The organism is Streptomyces fungicidicus, from assembly GCF_003665435.1.
Lineage (GTDB): Bacteria > Actinomycetota > Actinomycetes > Streptomycetales > Streptomycetaceae > Streptomyces > Streptomyces fungicidicus.
The window spans coordinates 6088184-6103705 of sequence record NZ_CP023407.1 but is presented as its reverse complement, the minus strand read 5'-3'; the positions used below and the strand labels follow the sequence as shown (position 1 = coordinate 6103705).

Genomic DNA, 15522 nt, shown 5'->3' with positions numbered 1-15522 from the left:
CTCCTGAGCGCTTGATGGCTCCGCGCCAGGTCCCGTCACAGGACGACGGGACCGTCCGACCGGGCGGCCCCCACCCACGCCAAGGGCCGCCCGGTCCTCGCACGCTCTCCCCGCTCCCCCTCCCCCCAAGAGGAAGGAACCCCGTGCGAAGAACCCGCATCCTCACGGCCGTGCTCGCCCTGGCGGCCGGTCTGCTCGCGGGCGGCCCGCCCGCCCTGGCCGCCGGCGCGCCGGAGCCGGCCACCGCCCTCGCCGCCGACACCTACACCTGGAAGAACGCCCGCGTCGACGGCGGCGGCTTCGTGCCCGGCATCGTCTTCAACCGCAGCGAGAAGAACCTCGCCTACGCGCGCACCGACATCGGCGGGGCCTACCGCTGGCAGCAGTCCACGAAGACCTGGACCCCGCTGCTGGACTCGGTCGGCTGGGACGACTGGGGTCACACGGGCGTGGTGAGCCTCGCCTCCGACTCCGCGGACCCCGACCGGGTGTACGCGGCGGTCGGCACGTACACCAACGACTGGGACCCGGGCAACGGCGCGGTGCTGCGCTCCACCGACCGGGGCGCGAGCTGGAAGAAGGCGGACCTGCCGTTCAAGCTGGGCGGGAACATGCCGGGCCGGGGCATGGGCGAACGGCTGGCGGTCGACCCCCACGACAACGACGTGCTCTACCTGGGCGCGCCCAGCGGCCACGGGCTCTGGCGGTCGACCGACGCGGGCGCCACCTGGTCCCAGGTGAAGGCCTTCCCCAACCCCGGGAACTACCGGCAGGACCCGAGTGACACGTCCGGGTACGCGTCCGACAACCAGGGCATCGTCTGGGTCACCTTCGACGAGTCGACGGGCACCGCGGGGACGGCGACGAAGACCGTCTACGTCGGGGTGGCCGACAAGGAGAACGCCGTCTACCGGTCGACGGACGCGGGCGCGACCTGGCAGCGGATCGCCGGGCAGCCCACCGGATACCTGGCGCACAAGGGCGTCCTCGACGCCGATAACGGCTACCTGTACCTGGCGTACAGCGACACGGGCGGCCCCTACGACGGCGGCAAGGGACGGCTGTACCGGTACGCGACGGCGACCGGTACCTGGACGGACATCAGTCCGGTGGCGGAGGCCGACACCTACTACGGCTTCAGCGGCCTGACCGTGGACGGGCAGAACCCCGGCACGGTGATGGCGACGGCGTACAGCTCCTGGTGGCCGGACACCCAGATCTTCCGCTCCAGGGACAGCGGCGGCTCCTGGACCCAGGCGTGGAGCTACACCTCGTACCCGGACCGCGAGAACCGCTACACGATGGACGTCTCCTCGTCCCCGTGGCTGACCTGGGGAGCGAACCCCTCGCCGCCCGAACAGACCCCGAAGCTGGGCTGGATGACGGAGGCCCTGGAGATCGACCCGTTCGACCCGGACCGGATGATGTACGGGACGGGCGCGACGATCTACGGCACGGAGAACCTGACGAGATGGGACTCCGGGTCGAAGTTCACCATCACCCCCATGGTGCGCGGGCTGGAGGAGACGGCCGTCAACGACCTCGCCTCTCCCCCGTCGGGCGCCCCGCTGCTCAGCGCGCTCGGCGACATCGGCGGCTTCCGGCACACGGATCTGACGAAGGTGCCGTCGATGATGTTCACCCAGCCGAACTTCACGTCGACGACAAGTCTGGACTTCGCCGAGTCGAACCCGGACACGGTGGTGCGGGCGGGCAACCTGGACTCCGGTCCGCACATCGCGTTCTCCACCGACAACGGCGCCAACTGGTTCGCGGGGACGGACCCTTCGGGGGTGAGCGGCGGCGGCACGGTCGCGGCGGCGGCCGACGGCAGCCGCTTCGTGTGGAGCCCGCAGGGCGCGGGCGTGCACCACGCGACCGGGTTCGGCACGTCCTGGTCGGCGTCGGCCGGCATCCCGTCCGGCGCGGTCGTGGAGTCCGACCGGGTGGACCCGAAGACGTTCTACGGCTTCAAGTCCGGCAAGTTCTACGTCAGTACGGACGGCGGCGCGACGTTCACGGCCTCGCCGGCCACGGGACTGCCCAGCGGCGACAGCGTGCGCTTCAAGGCGCTGCCGGGTGCGCGGGGCGACGTCTGGCTGGCGGGCGGGTCGAGCGACGGGCCGTACGGCCTGTGGCACTCCACGGACGCGGGCGCGACCTTCACCAAGCTGGCGAACGTCGGCGAGGCGGACACCGTCGGCTTCGGCAAGGCGGCGCCGGGCGCCTCGTACCAGACCCTCTTCACCAGCGCGGAGATCGGCGGCGTGCGCGGCATCTTCCGCTCCACGGACAAGGGCGCGACCTGGACCCGGGTCAACGACGACGCCCACCAGTGGGGCTGGACGGGCGCGGCCATCACGGGCGACCCGCGGGTCTACGGCCGGGTCTACGTGGCGACGAACGGCCGCGGCATCGTCTACGGCGACACCTCGGACACCGGCGGCGGCACGGATCCGGGTCCCGGCCCCGACCCCGGCCCGTCCGGTGCCTGCGAGGTGACGTACCGGATCACCAACGAGTGGCCCGACGGGTTCCAGGCCGACGTCCGGCTGACCAACACGGGCTCGACCCCCTGGAACGGCTGGACCCTGAACTGGTCCTTCACCGACGGCCAGAAGGTCACCCAGCTCTGGAACGCGTCCCACACCCAGACGGGTCCGGCGGTGACGGTCCGCAACACCGACTGGAACGGCACGGTGACGCCGGGCTCCTCGGCCGCCTTCGGCTTCACCGGCAGCCGGACAGGCGCGAACGCCAGACCGGCGGCGTTCGCGCTGGGTGACAGGACCTGCGCCGTGCGCTGACCGCCCGGAGGGCGCGCTCCCGCGGCGGGGCGCGCCCTCCGTACCATCGGCCCATGACGGAGATCGACTACGCGCTGTTCGCCGACCGCCTCGCGTCGGCACGGCGGCAGGGCACCGCCGCCCGCTGGGAGTTGCTGCGGGAGTTCCAGCACGAGTGGGGGTACCGGCCCAGCGGCCGCACCCGGGCCGCGGACGACGAACCCGACGAGGAGCAGCTCGAGGGAGTGGATCCGTCGCTGCCGGTGCCGGCGGCCCTGACGCAGTGGTGGGAGCTTCCGTACAACTCCTTCGCCGACCGGCCGGGGCTGTACTGGACCCACGCGGACCTGCCGCCCACGGTCCGCCCCGACCCGACCGGGTACGGCGCCTCCGGCGGACTGCCGCGCGACAACCCCCACACCGGACCGGACGAGGACCTCCGGATGTGCGTCTTCATGGCCGAGTACCAGTACTGCAACGAGTGGGGTTACCCGGCGGCGCACAGCGCCCTGCCCGATCCGGCCGTACTGGTCGCCGCCCAGGACGACGAGGGCGGCGACGGCTGGCAGCCGCAGAGCCACTCGCTCTCCGAGTTCGTCCTGCACCTCGCCGTGAACCGGCTGCCCGCCTCCTTCGGCTGGACCGCCGGCCTCTACGAGGTGTCCCCCGCGACGGACGAGCTGCTGCGCACCCGGCTGCGCCCCACCGGCCTGCTGCCCTGGCGTGAACTGGGCTCGCGCTCGGTGTACTTCGGCGGCCCGGACGTACTGGTCTGCCGTGACACGGGGCTGGGCGACCGGGAGCTCACCGCCTTCGGCCGCACCCGTGAGGCGCTGGACCGCCTGGCCGTCACCCTCGGTGTGAGTTGGGAGGACGGGGTGGGCGAGCCGGAGGAGTCCTGACCGGCCGGGTGGGCGCGGTGCGGGGGGCGACAGCCCGACCCCCCGCACCGCGCCCGGTCGGCCCGCCGGCCGTTCAGGGGGTGTAGACCGAGGGCCTCGGCGGGGTGGGCATGCCGGCGCCGATGAAGAAGCCGGTGTGCGGCGGCTGGTTGTAGGCCGTGTTCTGGAAGGCGAGGGCGGTGCGGTAGAGCGTGTCGTGGAGGAGGGTGGTGATGCGGCGGTCCGTGTCGTGGGGCGTGGAGTAGATGCGCAGGGCCGTGTTGTCGCCGGTGCGCCAGACCACCTCCTCGCGCCAGTCGCCCAGGATGTCGCCGGACAGCACCGGCGTCGCCTTGGTGCCGTTGTTGGACGCCACGCCCGAGCCGGTCAGCAGGCGGGTGTCGGAGGACGTGCCGTACTTGTCGATGTGCGTGCCGTCGAGGAGCTCGCGGACCGGGTCGCCGTCCCACCAGGAGAGGAAGTTGGTGGAGGAGGGCTTGCGTCCCTTGGTGCCGCCGCCCTCGTCGCGGATGCTGCCGTCGGAGGACGACCACATCTCGGGGCCGGAGTTGCCCGACCAGATGTCCCCCGCGACGCCGCGGCCGTTGTCACAGCAGGCGCCGAGCTTCCAGCGGACCGCGCCGTTCGCCGGGTTGACGTACAGGGCGGCCGGCTGGCCGGTGGACTCGGAGACCTTGTAGTACTCCAGGCCGGAGGTCGACGCGTCGAGGTCGCCGAGGTGCTGGGCGTCGCCGTGGCCGGTCCTGGTCGTCCACAGGCCGTTGCCGTTGTCGTCGACGGCCATCGCCCCGTAGACGATCTCGTCCCGGCCGTCGTTGTCGACGTCCCCGACGGAGAGGCTGTGGGAGCCCTGTCCGTCGTACCCCTTTTCGCTGTTGGTGGAGGAGTTGGTGTCGAAGGTCCAGCGGCGGGTGAAGGCGCCGCCCCGCCAGTCCCAGGCCGCGACGACCGTGCGGGTGTAGTAGCCGCGCGCCATGATCAGGGAGGGGCGGGCGCCGTCCAGGTAGGCGGTGCCGGCGAGGAAGCGGTCGACGCGGTTGCCGTAGGAGTCGCCCCAGGAGGAGACCGTGCCGCGGGCCGGGACGTAGTCGACGGTGCCCATCGCCCTGCCGGTCTGCCCGTTGAACATCGTCAGGTATTCAGGGCCGGTGAGGACGTACCCGCTGGAGTTGCGGTGGTCGGCCGACGAGCTGCCGATGACCGCGCCGGTGCCGTCCTTCGTGCCGTCGGCGGTCTTCATGGCGACCTCGGCCTTGCCGTCGCCGTCGTAGTCGTACACCTGGAACTGGGTGTAGTGGGCGCCGGAACGGATGTTGCGGCCCAGGTCGACGCGCCACAGCCGGGTGCCGTCGAGCCGGATCCCGTCGACGACCGTGTTGCCGGTGTACCCGGACTGGGAGTTGTCCTTGGCGTTGGTCGGCTGCCACTTGAGCACGATGTCGAGGGCGCCGTCCCCGTCGAGGTCGCCGACGGAGGCGTCGTTGGCCTCGTAGGTGTAGGAGACGCCGTCGGGGGTGGTGCCGCCGGACGGCGGGCTGATCGGCACGTCCTTGTAGCCGGTCCGGAACTGGATCGCGTGGACCGAGTCGCCCTGCTCGGCGCCGTTCACCACCGCGCGGACGGTGTAGTCGGCGTGGGAGGGCGCGCCGGAGTGGAAGAAGGTCGTGGTGCCGGTGAGGGGGGTGGAGTTGACCTTGGTGCCGGCCCGGTAGACGTTGAAGGCGACGCCGTCCGGGTCGGTGCCGAGCCAGCGCCAGCTGACCAGGTTGCCGCTGCCGGTGTACACGCTGACGACGCCGCGGTCGAGCTTCTCGACCTGCCGTGCGGTGGCGGCCTCGGCGGGCGTCTGCGACAGCGCGGTGAGACCGGCGGCGGCCAGCGCCGCCGCGGCGAGCGCCGCGGGGAGGACGACGCGGCGCCGGCGGTGCCTGTGGGGGTGGGTCACGGGAGGGACCTCCTGCGAGGACGGATGGCTTCCGCCCCTTGGTCGCCGCCGGTGCCTCAGGGGTTGCCGCCCGCCGGCTTCCGGTACGCCCGGAGGGCGAACTCGGGGTCGGGACGCGGCCGGTCCTGGTCCGGGAGGTCGGCCAGCCGGGTGGCGAACTCCTCCGCGAGCGGTTCTCCGGGAGTCAGCGTGACGAACCAGCCGCGCCGCAGGTCCGCGATGGCGCGGCGGGGGCTGCGGCCCTGGCCGTGGCCCCGGAAGCGGGCCTCCCCCGCGGGCAGCAGGCCGTGCCCCGCCGCGCAGGCCCCGACGGCGTCGGGCGCGTCGGGCACCGGACTGGGCGGGCGGGCGGCGAGCACGGCGTCGATGTCGCTGCCGACGTTGTGCGAGGCGCCCTTGTGGACGGTGGTGACGTAGACCCCGCCGGGCCGCAGGACGCGGGCGCACTCGCCGACGACCGCCGTCACGTCCGCGGGGCCGGACATCAGGTGCAGCAGCCAGACGCTGACCACGGCGTCGAACCGGGCGTCGCCGAAGGGCAGCCGGCGGCTGTCCGCGCGGACCACGGCGCCCGGCAGACGGGCCGCGGCCATCCGGGTCATCGACGCGGAGAGATCGGCCCCCGTCACCCGCAGACCGGGCCGGGCGGCGGGCAGCCGCCGGGTGACGATGCCGGTGCCGCAGGCGACGTCCAGCAGCACGCGCGCACCGGCGGGCACGAGGCCCAGCACGGCGTCGGCGGCGGCCCGCGCACGGGGTTCACCGCCCCGCAGCGTGTCGTACCGTTCCGCTTCCTCGTCGTAGTCCAGCACGCGCCTCAGTGTGCACCGTGGCCGGGCGCCAGGTCCTCCACCCTGCGGGCGAGCTCGACGTCCTTCTCCGTGACGGCGCCGCCCGCGCTGTGCGTGTGCACCGACAGCCCGACGGTGTCGTAGCCGAGGGTGAGGTCGGAGTGGTGGCCGAGCTCCTCCTGCACCTGGGCGATGTGCACGACCATCGCCGTCGCCGCGAAGTGCGAGCCGAGCCGGTAGGAGCGGGTGAGCCGGCCCTCGTCGAGCGACCAGCCCGGCAGCCCGGCCAGCCGGTCCTCGATCTCCTTCTGCGACAGCGGTTCGACGGACATGGGCTGCGCTCCTTCGCCGGTTCGGGACTGGTGCCGGACTCCCAGGCTGCCACAGAAGACCTCCCGGGGCCCTGGCCGGGCGCGGGCGGCTCCCCGGTTCGGCCGCTTCTCGACTACCGTCCTGGCATGACCACCACTGTCACCTCCGGTACCGCTTCCCGCACCGAGGGCGTGGGCCCGCTGCTGCGCGCCTGGCGGGAGCAGCGGCGGGTGAGCCAGCTGGAGCTGGCCCTGCGGGCCGGTTCCTCCGCCCGGCACATCAGCTTCGTCGAGACCGGCCGCTCCCGGCCCAGCGAGGAGATGGTGCTGCGGCTCGCGGAGCATCTGGACGTCCCCGTGCGGGAGCGCAACGCGCTGCTGCTGGCGGCCGGTTACGCGCCCCACTACCCGGAGACGCCGCTGGACGACCCGGCGCTGGAGGTGGTGCGCGAGGGCATCGAACGGCTGATCAGCGGCTTCGAACCCTATCCGGCGCTGGTGGTGGACGCGAGGTACGACGTCGTGGCGGCCAACCGGGGGGTGATGATGCTGTTCGACGGGATGCCGGAGTCGCTGCTGACGCCGCCGCTGAACGCGGTGCGGCTCACCCTGCACCCCCGGGGGCTGGCGCCGCGCATCCGGAACCTGCGGGAGTGGCGCGGGCATCTGCTGGAACAGATGCGGCGGCAGATCGCCCTGCACCGGTCCGAGCCGCTGCGGGCGCTGTACGAGGAGGTGGCGGCGTTCCCGGTGCCGGACACCGCCGGCTCACCGGAGGAACCGGCCGAGCCGGTGGCGTACTTCGCGCTGCCGATGGTGGTCGAGCACGAGGGACGGACGCTGTCGTTCGTGTCGTCGATCTCCACGTTCAACACCCCCATGGACGTGACCGTCGCCGAGCTGGCCGTGGAGACGCTGCTCCCGGCCGACCCGGCGACGGCCAAGTACCTTCAGTCCTGGCTCAGCTGACGCTCCCTCAGGGCCATGTGCTGGAGCAGCGCGAAGCCGGCCACGGTGAGCGCCTGGAGGACCGTCCACACCGCGCCCCCCGTGGTCGGGGTGAGCCACAGCGCCAGGGCGGCGAGGCTCACCGCCGTCCAGGCGAGGTTGGCCTCCACGACGATCCGTACGCCGGACGCCGGCGGGTGCGGCCGGGCGGCCAGCAGGCCCACTCCGGCCGCGTACACGGCGAGGAACGCGCCGAGCCCCAGCAGCAGGCCGGAACCGGCGCCGAGGAACCGGCCGAGCGGGCCGGAGAGGGCGAGATAGGCGAGCGCGTTGACGCCGGTGACCACGGCGTCCAGGGCCAGGAAGCGGCGCAGCATCCCCTGCGGCTCGACGGTCCGGGCGAGCGCGGCAAGCTGGGTCGCGGACATGATGAATCACCCTCCGTGGGGGTCGGTTGCGGGGGCCGGGTCCCGGGCCGGAGTGCGCCGGCCCGGAACCCGGTGCGTCCACGATCCCGCGGGGGCGCGGCCGGGTCGATTACCTGTCGGGTAATGCGGCCGGGACCAGTGAAACAGGGCGGTTTCCCGTGGCTCATGAGAGTGTCGGAGGAACATGACAGACTGAGCGCGTGCCCGGGCGCGTTGGGGAGGCGTGGCGTGAGTGAGCGGCGGGCCGCACCGACCGTGGGCCAGGTGGTCCTGGGAAGGCGGCTTCAGGAGCTGAGGGAGGCGGCGGAGCTCTCGCGTGAGGAGGCCGCCCGGATCCTGCGGGTGGCGCCCGCGACGGTGCGGCGGATGGAGACGGCCGAGGTCGCCCTGAAGATCCCCTACGTCCAGCTGCTGCTGACCGCGTACGGGGTGCCCGAGGGCGAGTCCGACGCGTTCGTCGACCTCGCGGAGGAGGCCAACCGGCCGGGCTGGTGGCAGCGGTACCACGACGTGCTGCCCGAGTGGTTCAGCATGTACGTGAGCCTGGAGGGCGCCGCCCGGATCATCCGCTCCTACGAGCCGCACTTCGTGCCGGGGCTGCTGCAGACCGAGGACTACGCGCGTGCCGTGCTGAAGGCCGGGACCATCGGCAGCGCGGGACTCGAGGCGGTCGAGCGGCATGTGTCGCTGCGCATGGAGCGCCAGCGGCTGCTGGAGCGCCCGGACCCGCCGCACCTGTGGGTGCTGATGGAGGAGACGGTGCTGCGGCGGCCGGTGAGCATCGACGGCCGGGTGATGCGCGAGCAGCTCGACAAGCTGCTCGAGTACTCCGCCCGCGACCGGGTCACGCTGCAGATCGCCGAGTTCGCGGACGGGCCGCACCCCGGGACGTACGCGCCGTTCTCGCTGTTCCGGTTCGCCGAGCCGGAACTGCCGGACATGGTGTTCACCGAGTACCTGACCGGCGCCCTGTACCTGGACTCCCGCAAGGAGGTGTCGGCGCACCTGGAGGTCCTGGACCACATGACGGCGCGGGCGGCCTCCACCCAGCGCACCGAGAAGCTGCTGCGGGAGTGCCGCGAGCACTACTGAGCGGGCGGCCGGCGCGCCCGGTCAGGCCGCGCCGTCCTGCCGCCTGCCGGTGTCCTTGTCGTCGTCGACGATCTCCGCGTCGACGACGCCGTCCTCCTCCTCCCGCGTCGAGGTGTGCTGTTCGGCGCCCGCGTCCGGGGTCTGCTGGGCCTGCGCGTACATCGCCTGACCCATCTTCTGGCTGACGGAGGCCAGTTTCTCGACGGCGGTGCGCAGTTCGGCGCCGTCGGCGGGCTGCTGCTCCAGCAGCCGCTTCACGTCCGCGACGGCCGACTCGACCTCGGCCGTGGTCTCACCGGGCACCCTGTCGCTGTTGTCCCGGAGGAACCGCTCGGTCTGGTAGACGAGTTGCTCGGCCTGGTTGCGGGTCTCGGCGGTCTCGCGGCGCTTGCGGTCCTCCTCGGCGTGTTGCTCGGCCTCGCGCATCATGCGGTCGATGTCGTCCTTGGGGAGCGCCGAGCCGCCGGTGACGGTCATCTTCTGCTCCCGGCCGGTGGCGAGGTCCTTGGCGGAGACGTGCATGATGCCGTTGGCGTCGATGTCGAAGGCCACCTCGATCTGCGGGATGCCGCGCGGGGCCGGCGGCAGGCCGGTGAGGTCGAAGACGCCGAGCTTCTTGTTGTAGGCGGCGATCTCGCGTTCGCCCTGGTAGACCTGGATGCCGACCGACGGCTGGTTGTCGGTGGCGGTGGTGAAGATCTCCGAACGCCGGGTGGGGATCGTGGTGTTGCGCTCGATGAGCTTGGTCATGATGCCGCCCTTGGTCTCGATGCCCAGGGACAGCGGGGTGACGTCGAGCAGCAGCACGTCCTTGACGTCGCCGCGGATGACGCCCGCCTGGAGGGCGGCGCCGAGGGCCACGACCTCGTCGGGGTTGACGCCCTTGTGCGGGTCCTTGCCGGTGAGTTCGCGGACCAGTTCGGTGACGGCGGGCATCCGGGTGGAGCCGCCGACGAGGATCACGTGGTCGACCGCGGAGAGCTCCACACCGGCGTCCTTGACGGCCTGGTGGAAGGGCTTCTTGCAGCGCTCCAGCAGATCCTCGGTGAGTTCCTGGAACTGGGCGCGGGTGAGCTTCTCGTCCAGGTGCAGCGGCCCTTCGGCGGAGGCCGTGATGTAGGGCAGGTTGATGGTGGTCTCCGACGAGGACGACAGTTCGATCTTCGCCTTCTCGGCTGCCTCGCGCAGCCGCTGCACCGCCATCTTGTCCTGCGCCAGGTCGACGCCGTACTGCCCCTTGAAGCGCTTGGCGAGATACTCCACGACCCGCTGGTCCCAGTCGTCGCCGCCGAGGTGGGTGTCGCCGTTGGTGGCCTTCACCTCGATGACGCCCTCGCCGATGTCGAGCAGCGACACGTCGAAGGTGCCGCCGCCCAGGTCGAAGACGAGGACCGTCTGGTCGTTCTCCTTGTCCAGGCCGTACGCCAGGGCCGCGGCGGTGGGCTCGTTGATGATCCTGAGCACCTTCAGGCCGGCAATCTCCCCGGCCTCCTTGGTGGCCTGCCGCTGGGTGTCGTCGAAGTACGCCGGCACGGTGATCACCGCGTCGGTGACGTCCTCGCCGAGGTAGGACTCGGCGTCCCGCCGCAGCTTCTGCAGCACCCGGGCGGACAGCTCCTGCGCCGTGTAGCGGGTGCCGTCGACGGAGCCCTGCCCGGGGAACCGCCACTGGGCGTCGCCCATGTACCGCTTGACCGAGCGGGCGGTGCGTTCGACGTTCGTCACCGCCTGCCGCTTGGCGACCTCGCCGACCAGCACGTCGCCGTTCTTGGCGAAGGCGACCACCGAGGGGGTGGTGCGGCCGCCCTCCGCGTTGGCGATGACGGTGGGCTCACCGCCCTCCAGCACGGCCACCACCGAGTTCGTGGTTCCCAGGTCGATTCCGACCGCACGTCCCATCGCTGTCCCCTTCCGCCAGGGCACCTCTCCGGACTTCCAGCACAAAACTTGAGCGGTGCGTTGTCAATAGTGTGAGCGGGTGGTCGTCAATGACGGATGCGGGCCCGCAGCTCGACCGCGCGCCGGGGCCGGTCGGTGACCAGCACGTCGACGCGGGGATCGGTGAGGAAGCCGGCCAGCGCCGCGTCCTCGTTCACGGTCCACACCATGGTGAACAGTCTGTTGCGTGCCGCCTCGCGCAGCACCCCGGCGCGGGCCAGGCGCCAGTGCGCGGCGACCCCGTGGGCGCCGCAGGCGCGGACCCGGCGCAGCGGCAGCAGCTCCCCGATCCGGGTGCGCACCAGCCGGCCCCGGGCGATCTCCCCGCCGTCCCGGCCCAGCGAGAGGGCGGTGCGCACGCGCGGACGGGCGGCGGTGATGGCGGCGACGGAGCGGTCCTCGAGGGTGGTGGCGACGAATCCGTCCTCGCCGAGCAGGGCGACCGCGCGGTCGATCAGCTCCCGCTCGTGGCCGGTCTCCTTGAGGTCCAGATGGGCGACGAGCTTCCCGGCGACCAGCTCCATGACCTCGTCCACGACGGGCACGCGGTATCCGGCGCGGTCGTTCAGCTCGGCGTGGGTGAGCGTGGACAGGGGCGGCCCGGTGTGCCGTACCCGGGCGTCGTGGTGGACGACGAAGACCCCGTCGGCCGTGCGGCGGACGTCGAACTCGGCGTACTCGGCGCCGGACGCGAGCGCGTCCTGGTACGCCTCACGGGTAGCCGGGGCGGCGTGCTCGGAGCCGCCCCGGTGGGCGGAGACGGCGGGGCGTGGCGTCATGGTGGTCGCTCCCGGAGGGGGACGTGCCGCGGGCCGCCCCTGAAGGGGGGCGGCCCGCGGTGGTGGCCCGGCGCGCCGCGCGGGTCAGGCGAGCTTCGCCGTCAGGGTGATGTCGGTGCCCTTCAGCGCCTGGCTGACCGGGCAGTTCACCTTGGCGTCCTCGGCGGCGGCGACGAAGCCGGCCTCGTCCAGGCCGGGGACGGCGCCCTCGACGGTGATGTGGATGCCGGTGATGCCCTGACCGGGCACGAAGGTGACGTCGGCGGAGGTGGTCAGCCTGGTCGGCGGGGTGCCGGCCTTGTCGAGACCGTTGGAGAGGGCCATGGAGAAGCAGCTGGAGTGCGCGGCGGCGATCAGCTCCTCCGGGCTGGTCTTCCCGTTGGCGTCCTCGGCGCGCGAGGCCCAGGTGACCGGCTGCTCGGCGATGGCGCCGGAGGAGTCGAAGGCGACGACCCCGCTGCCCTTGAAGAGACTGCCTTCCCAAACGGTGTGTGCGGAGCGGGTGGCTGCCATGTCGCGTCCTTTCGGAAATGTCCGGCTGTAAGTCCGGCGGTGCTCGGTCCGGGTGCCCGGATCACCGGGCGCCTCCCCCATCCGATCACATCACGGCTCAACTCACCCGGAAGACGGGGCCTCTCGGGCTGAACGGCAGCCGCGCTCCCCGCGGGATCAGATAGGCGTGCTCGCGCCGGACCCGCAGCACGTCGCACCAGCCGTCGGTGATGACGAGGACCGGGGCGCCGGGCGGGAAGTCGCCGGCGCGGTGCAGCAGATCGATGCCGGGCTGCAGGACGGTGCCGCCGCGGCCGCGCACCCGTACCCTTCCGGCGATCTCGGTGACCGGCAGGTATCCGGCGTCGTGCGGCGCCGCGTCGCAGAACACCACACGGGCGGCCGGCACGTCGCGGGCGCCGGCGTAGGAGGCGATGGCGCCGAGGGCCTTGCCGAGCAGGACGCGGTTCATGGAGCCGGAGGTGTCCAGGACGACGCCGAAGGTGCAGCGGGCGACCTCCTCGGGCGGGAAGTGGCGCCCCGCGCGGGGGATGTCCGGGGTGGACGCCTGGCGCCGGGAGGGACGCGCGTACGACCGGAGGGGTTCGGGGCGGGGCACGAACTCGTCGAACCAGCGGGCCAGCCGGGCGTCCCAGGGCAGCGGCGGATGGCTGAGCGCGCGGATCTCCTCGACCAGGCCGCCTGGCAGGTAGCCGCGTTCCTGCCGCTGGTGCAGGTCGAGGCCCTGGGCGAGACCGCGGCGGTAGAAGCCGTCGAGATCGACGCAGTCGCGGGGCGGGCCGAGGGGGCCGCCGAGGACGTCACCGACACCCTTGCCGCGCAGGGTGGCCAGCCGCCGTGCGCGGCGCAGGTCGCCGGCGATGCGGTCGTAGACCTCCTCGGCGGACAGTCCGGCGAGCTCCTTATCGTACAGCAGGCCCTCGGGCATGGCGCCGACCCGCATCTCCACCAGCCAGCCGTTGACGACGAAGTCGCAGGCGACGTTGAACAGGTACGGGTCGCGTCCGCCGGCGCGGTCGCCGTGGCGCAGGGCGGCGTGCAGCATCTCGTGCGCGAGGACGAACCGCCACTTCTCGTCGTCGAACCGGCGCAGCGGGTTGACGTAGATCTCGCCGGCCCCGGCGTCGACGGCGGCGACGGAGATCCCGTGGGCGCGGGCGAGTTCGGCGTCGGCGACGAGGGTGATGCCGGCCGCGATGCCGCCGAGCAGGGGGTAGGAGGAGACGAACCAGCTCAGCGCCCGCTCCCACGGGCGGCGCGCCGCGGGCTCGCCGTCCAGGCTGTCGCGGCGGCCGCCCGCCATGTCCATCGCCGCGGACACGGTGCGGGTCAGGGCGGTGGCGAACGCCAGCTGGTGGTCCGGTGGCCGCCCGTTCCAGCCGTGCCACTCCACCAGCAGCAGATCCGCCTCGTCGCCCGCCGTGCCGCAGCGCTCGTACACGGCGGGGATCCCGTCCCGCCGCCACCGCGCGGCCAGCGCCTCCTCGTCGCCGTCGGGGTAGGAGGCCGGCAGGTCGTCGGGGGTCCGGCCGACGGGGAAGCCCAGCAGGAACCGGTTGACGACCACGCAGCGGGCGGCGAGCTCGCAGCGGTCCGGCTGCTCACGCACGCCCTTGGCGGCCGGGACATGGCCGAAGCCGAGGTGGAGCACGGCGTGCGCGAGGGCCCACGCCCAGGCCTTGGGGTCGGCCATCCGGTCCGGGTGGGCGTGCAGGACCGCGTCGGAGGTGGCCCGCACCAGGCCGCTCGCGGGCGCGAGCGCGCAGTCCTCCTGGCGGCAGACGCTGAACTCGACGGCGGCCAGCGCGGGGTTGAGCCGGAGCAGCCTCATCCCCTCGGCGAACGCCACCCCCGCGGCGTCCCGGTGCTTCTCCCCCTTCGTCTTCGTCCGGGCGCGGCTCACCGCCGGGCCTCCACCAGCCGGGGCATGTCCCGGGCCGCCTCGACCAGGAACCAGGACGGCAGGACCGGGTTGCCGTCGTCGTCGGAGGCGATGACGGTCTGGGCGACCTCCACGGATATCTCGGCGAGCTGCACCAGCAGCGACTTGGCGCGGTACGCGGTCTGGCGGCCGTTCGCCGACATGTGCTCCTTGCTCGCCGGGAGTTCCTTGACCAGGCGTCCGCGGAAGGACTCGGCGAGGTAGTAGAGCAGGTCGCGGTCCTCGACGCGGTGCGGCCAGCGGGCCTCGCCCTTGATGACGGCGTCGATGCCGAAGCGGCTGCGCACGATCTTGACGTAGCCGCAGAAGGCGACCGCGTGCGCGGGGGTGAGGGTGCCGTGCGCGAGGACCTTCAGGGTGTCCTCGCCGAGGTCGCGGCCGAAGGAGTGCAGCGCGTCGGAGAGCATGTGCCAGGAGCGGGGCGTGGAGAACGGCTCCTCGGTCTTCGGCGGCTTGGACCACAGGTGGTCGGGGCGGTCGGTGAGGTGGTCGGTGATCCACGGGTGGATGCCGTTGTTCGCCGCCCAGACCAGCCAGTCCTTCGCGGAGGCCTCCAGGTGTACGTGGGTGAGGCGGTTGACGAGCGCGGAGGCGATGGGGCGGGCCAGCGCGTTGTCGGTGGCGCGGTTCCCGGCGCCTATCACGATCGAGCCCTTGGGCAGCTCGTAGTCGCCGATGCGGCGGTCCAGGATCAGCGAGTAGAACGCCTTCTGCACGTCCGGGGTGGCGGCGTTGAGCTCGTCCAGGAAGAGGCAGTACGGCTCGTCGCGGGCGATCGCCTCCGGCGGGCAGAACACCGAGCGGCCGTCGCGGATCTGCGGGACGCCGATGAGGTCCTCGGGGGCGAGCTGGGTGCCCAGCAGGCTCACGCACTCCAGTCCCAGCGACTCGGCGAACTCCCTGACCAGGGAGGACTTACCGATGCCGGGGGCGCCCCAGAGGAACACCGGCCGCACGGTGGCGAGACCGAGCAGCAGCTCCGGGATGCGGGCGGGGGTGACGGTGACGGCTGCCTGCACGCGGCAAACTCCCCTCTTTGCGCCTAAACCGGCGCCGCTCTCGCGGATGTGGTTACTCGCCGTCGAGGTTCTCAATTGATGGTCGCGGTCGTCACGCGAATATTCACTGAACACTCGCTCACCCCCGC

At 72.6% G+C, this 15522-nt stretch carries 13 protein-coding genes; 4 read left to right on the top strand and 9 right to left on the bottom strand.

The features are described from left to right. The first annotated feature begins 143 nt into the window (after positions 1–143). Both CNQ36_RS27575 and CNQ36_RS27570 read left to right on the top strand, forming a co-directional pair. Positions 144–2807 (top strand): cellulose binding domain-containing protein, encoded by a 2664-nt coding sequence (locus tag CNQ36_RS27575; RefSeq protein WP_121547974.1) that lies wholly within the window; start codon positions 144–146, stop codon positions 2805–2807. Between the two features lie 53 nt (positions 2808–2860). Then, positions 2861–3688: a hypothetical protein gene (locus CNQ36_RS27570; protein ID WP_040905668.1), complete on the top strand. Its 828-nt coding sequence runs from the start codon at positions 2861–2863 to the stop codon at positions 3686–3688. A 73-nt stretch (positions 3689–3761) separates the two neighbouring features. On the opposite strand, the gene CNQ36_RS27565 is transcribed toward CNQ36_RS27570, so the two are convergent. From CNQ36_RS27565 to CNQ36_RS27555, 3 genes are read right to left on the bottom strand one after another with little or no spacing between them, the layout of a single operon-like run. Continuing rightward, a complete protein-coding gene (locus tag CNQ36_RS27565; protein ID WP_121547973.1) occupies positions 3762–5633 on the bottom strand; it encodes a rhamnogalacturonan lyase in 1872 nt (623 codons plus the stop codon). 56 nt (positions 5634–5689) lie between these two features. Further along, a complete protein-coding gene (locus tag CNQ36_RS27560) occupies positions 5690–6445 on the bottom strand; it encodes a class I SAM-dependent methyltransferase (RefSeq protein ID WP_121547972.1) in 756 nt (251 codons plus the stop codon). A gap of 5 nt (positions 6446–6450) precedes the next feature. Beyond that, on the bottom strand, positions 6451–6756 hold the full coding sequence (locus CNQ36_RS27555; protein WP_004922774.1) for a 4a-hydroxytetrahydrobiopterin dehydratase: 306 nt from the start codon (positions 6754–6756) through the stop codon (positions 6451–6453). A gap of 126 nt (positions 6757–6882) precedes the next feature. Between CNQ36_RS27555 and CNQ36_RS27550 the strand changes: the two genes are divergently transcribed. Beyond that, positions 6883–7704, top strand: a complete 822-nt coding sequence (locus CNQ36_RS27550; protein ID WP_121547971.1) for a helix-turn-helix domain-containing protein — start codon at positions 6883–6885, stop codon at positions 7702–7704. Here the strand turns inward: CNQ36_RS27550 and CNQ36_RS27545 are convergent. After that, positions 7686–8111 (bottom strand): hypothetical protein, encoded by a 426-nt coding sequence (locus CNQ36_RS27545; protein WP_121547970.1) that lies wholly within the window; start codon positions 8109–8111, stop codon positions 7686–7688. The two genes, CNQ36_RS27550 and CNQ36_RS27545, sit on opposite strands and share 19 nt — an antisense overlap. Before the next feature lie 228 nt (positions 8112–8339). Here CNQ36_RS27545 and CNQ36_RS27540 point away from each other — a divergent pair, with 228 nt between their 5' ends. After that, positions 8340–9203: a helix-turn-helix domain-containing protein gene (locus CNQ36_RS27540; protein WP_121547969.1), complete on the top strand. Its 864-nt coding sequence runs from the start codon at positions 8340–8342 to the stop codon at positions 9201–9203. A 21-nt stretch (positions 9204–9224) separates the two neighbouring features. Here the strand turns inward: CNQ36_RS27540 and dnaK are convergent, their stop codons facing one another. The 5 genes from dnaK to CNQ36_RS27515 form a co-directional block, all read right to left on the bottom strand. Further along, positions 9225–11102: a molecular chaperone DnaK gene (dnaK, locus tag CNQ36_RS27535; protein ID WP_121547968.1), complete on the bottom strand. Its 1878-nt coding sequence runs from the start codon at positions 11100–11102 to the stop codon at positions 9225–9227. A gap of 86 nt (positions 11103–11188) precedes the next feature. After that, the gene (locus CNQ36_RS27530) at positions 11189–11920 is read right to left on the bottom strand and encodes a glycerophosphodiester phosphodiesterase family protein (protein ID WP_121547967.1); all 732 of its coding nucleotides are present in this window, start codon (positions 11918–11920) and stop codon (positions 11189–11191) included. An 84-nt stretch (positions 11921–12004) separates the two neighbouring features. Next, positions 12005–12433, bottom strand: coding sequence for an OsmC family protein (locus CNQ36_RS27525; protein ID WP_121547966.1), 429 nt, complete (start codon positions 12431–12433; stop codon positions 12005–12007). Positions 12434–12530: 97 nt separating this feature from the next. Continuing rightward, positions 12531–14336: a vWA domain-containing protein gene (locus tag CNQ36_RS27520; protein ID WP_121547965.1), complete on the bottom strand. Its 1806-nt coding sequence runs from the start codon at positions 14334–14336 to the stop codon at positions 12531–12533. After that, entirely contained in the window at positions 14333–15394 is a 1062-nt protein-coding gene (locus tag CNQ36_RS27515; protein WP_121547964.1) for an ATP-binding protein, read from the bottom strand. Before CNQ36_RS27515 ends, CNQ36_RS27520 begins: the two co-directional genes overlap by 4 nt. Positions 15395–15522: the final 128 nt, after the last annotated feature.

Excerpts from the sequence above, each read along its gene's own strand:
- CNQ36_RS27570 (WP_040905668.1), top strand. The coding sequence starts at position 2,861 with ATGACGGAGATCGACTACGCGCTGTTCGCCGACCGCCTCGCGTCGGCA.
- CNQ36_RS27545 (WP_121547970.1), bottom strand. The coding sequence starts at position 8,111 with ATGTCCGCGACCCAGCTTGCCGCGCTCGCCCGGACCGTCGAGCCGCAG.
- CNQ36_RS27530 (WP_121547967.1), bottom strand. The coding sequence starts at position 11,920 with ATGACGCCACGCCCCGCCGTCTCCGCCCACCGGGGCGGCTCCGAGCAC.
- CNQ36_RS27555 (WP_004922774.1), bottom strand. The coding sequence starts at position 6,756 with ATGTCCGTCGAACCGCTGTCGCAGAAGGAGATCGAGGACCGGCTGGCC.
- CNQ36_RS27550 (WP_121547971.1), top strand. The coding sequence starts at position 6,883 with ATGACCACCACTGTCACCTCCGGTACCGCTTCCCGCACCGAGGGCGTG.
- dnaK (WP_121547968.1), bottom strand. The coding sequence starts at position 11,102 with ATGGGACGTGCGGTCGGAATCGACCTGGGAACCACGAACTCGGTGGTG.
- CNQ36_RS27525 (WP_121547966.1), bottom strand. The coding sequence starts at position 12,433 with ATGGCAGCCACCCGCTCCGCACACACCGTTTGGGAAGGCAGTCTCTTC.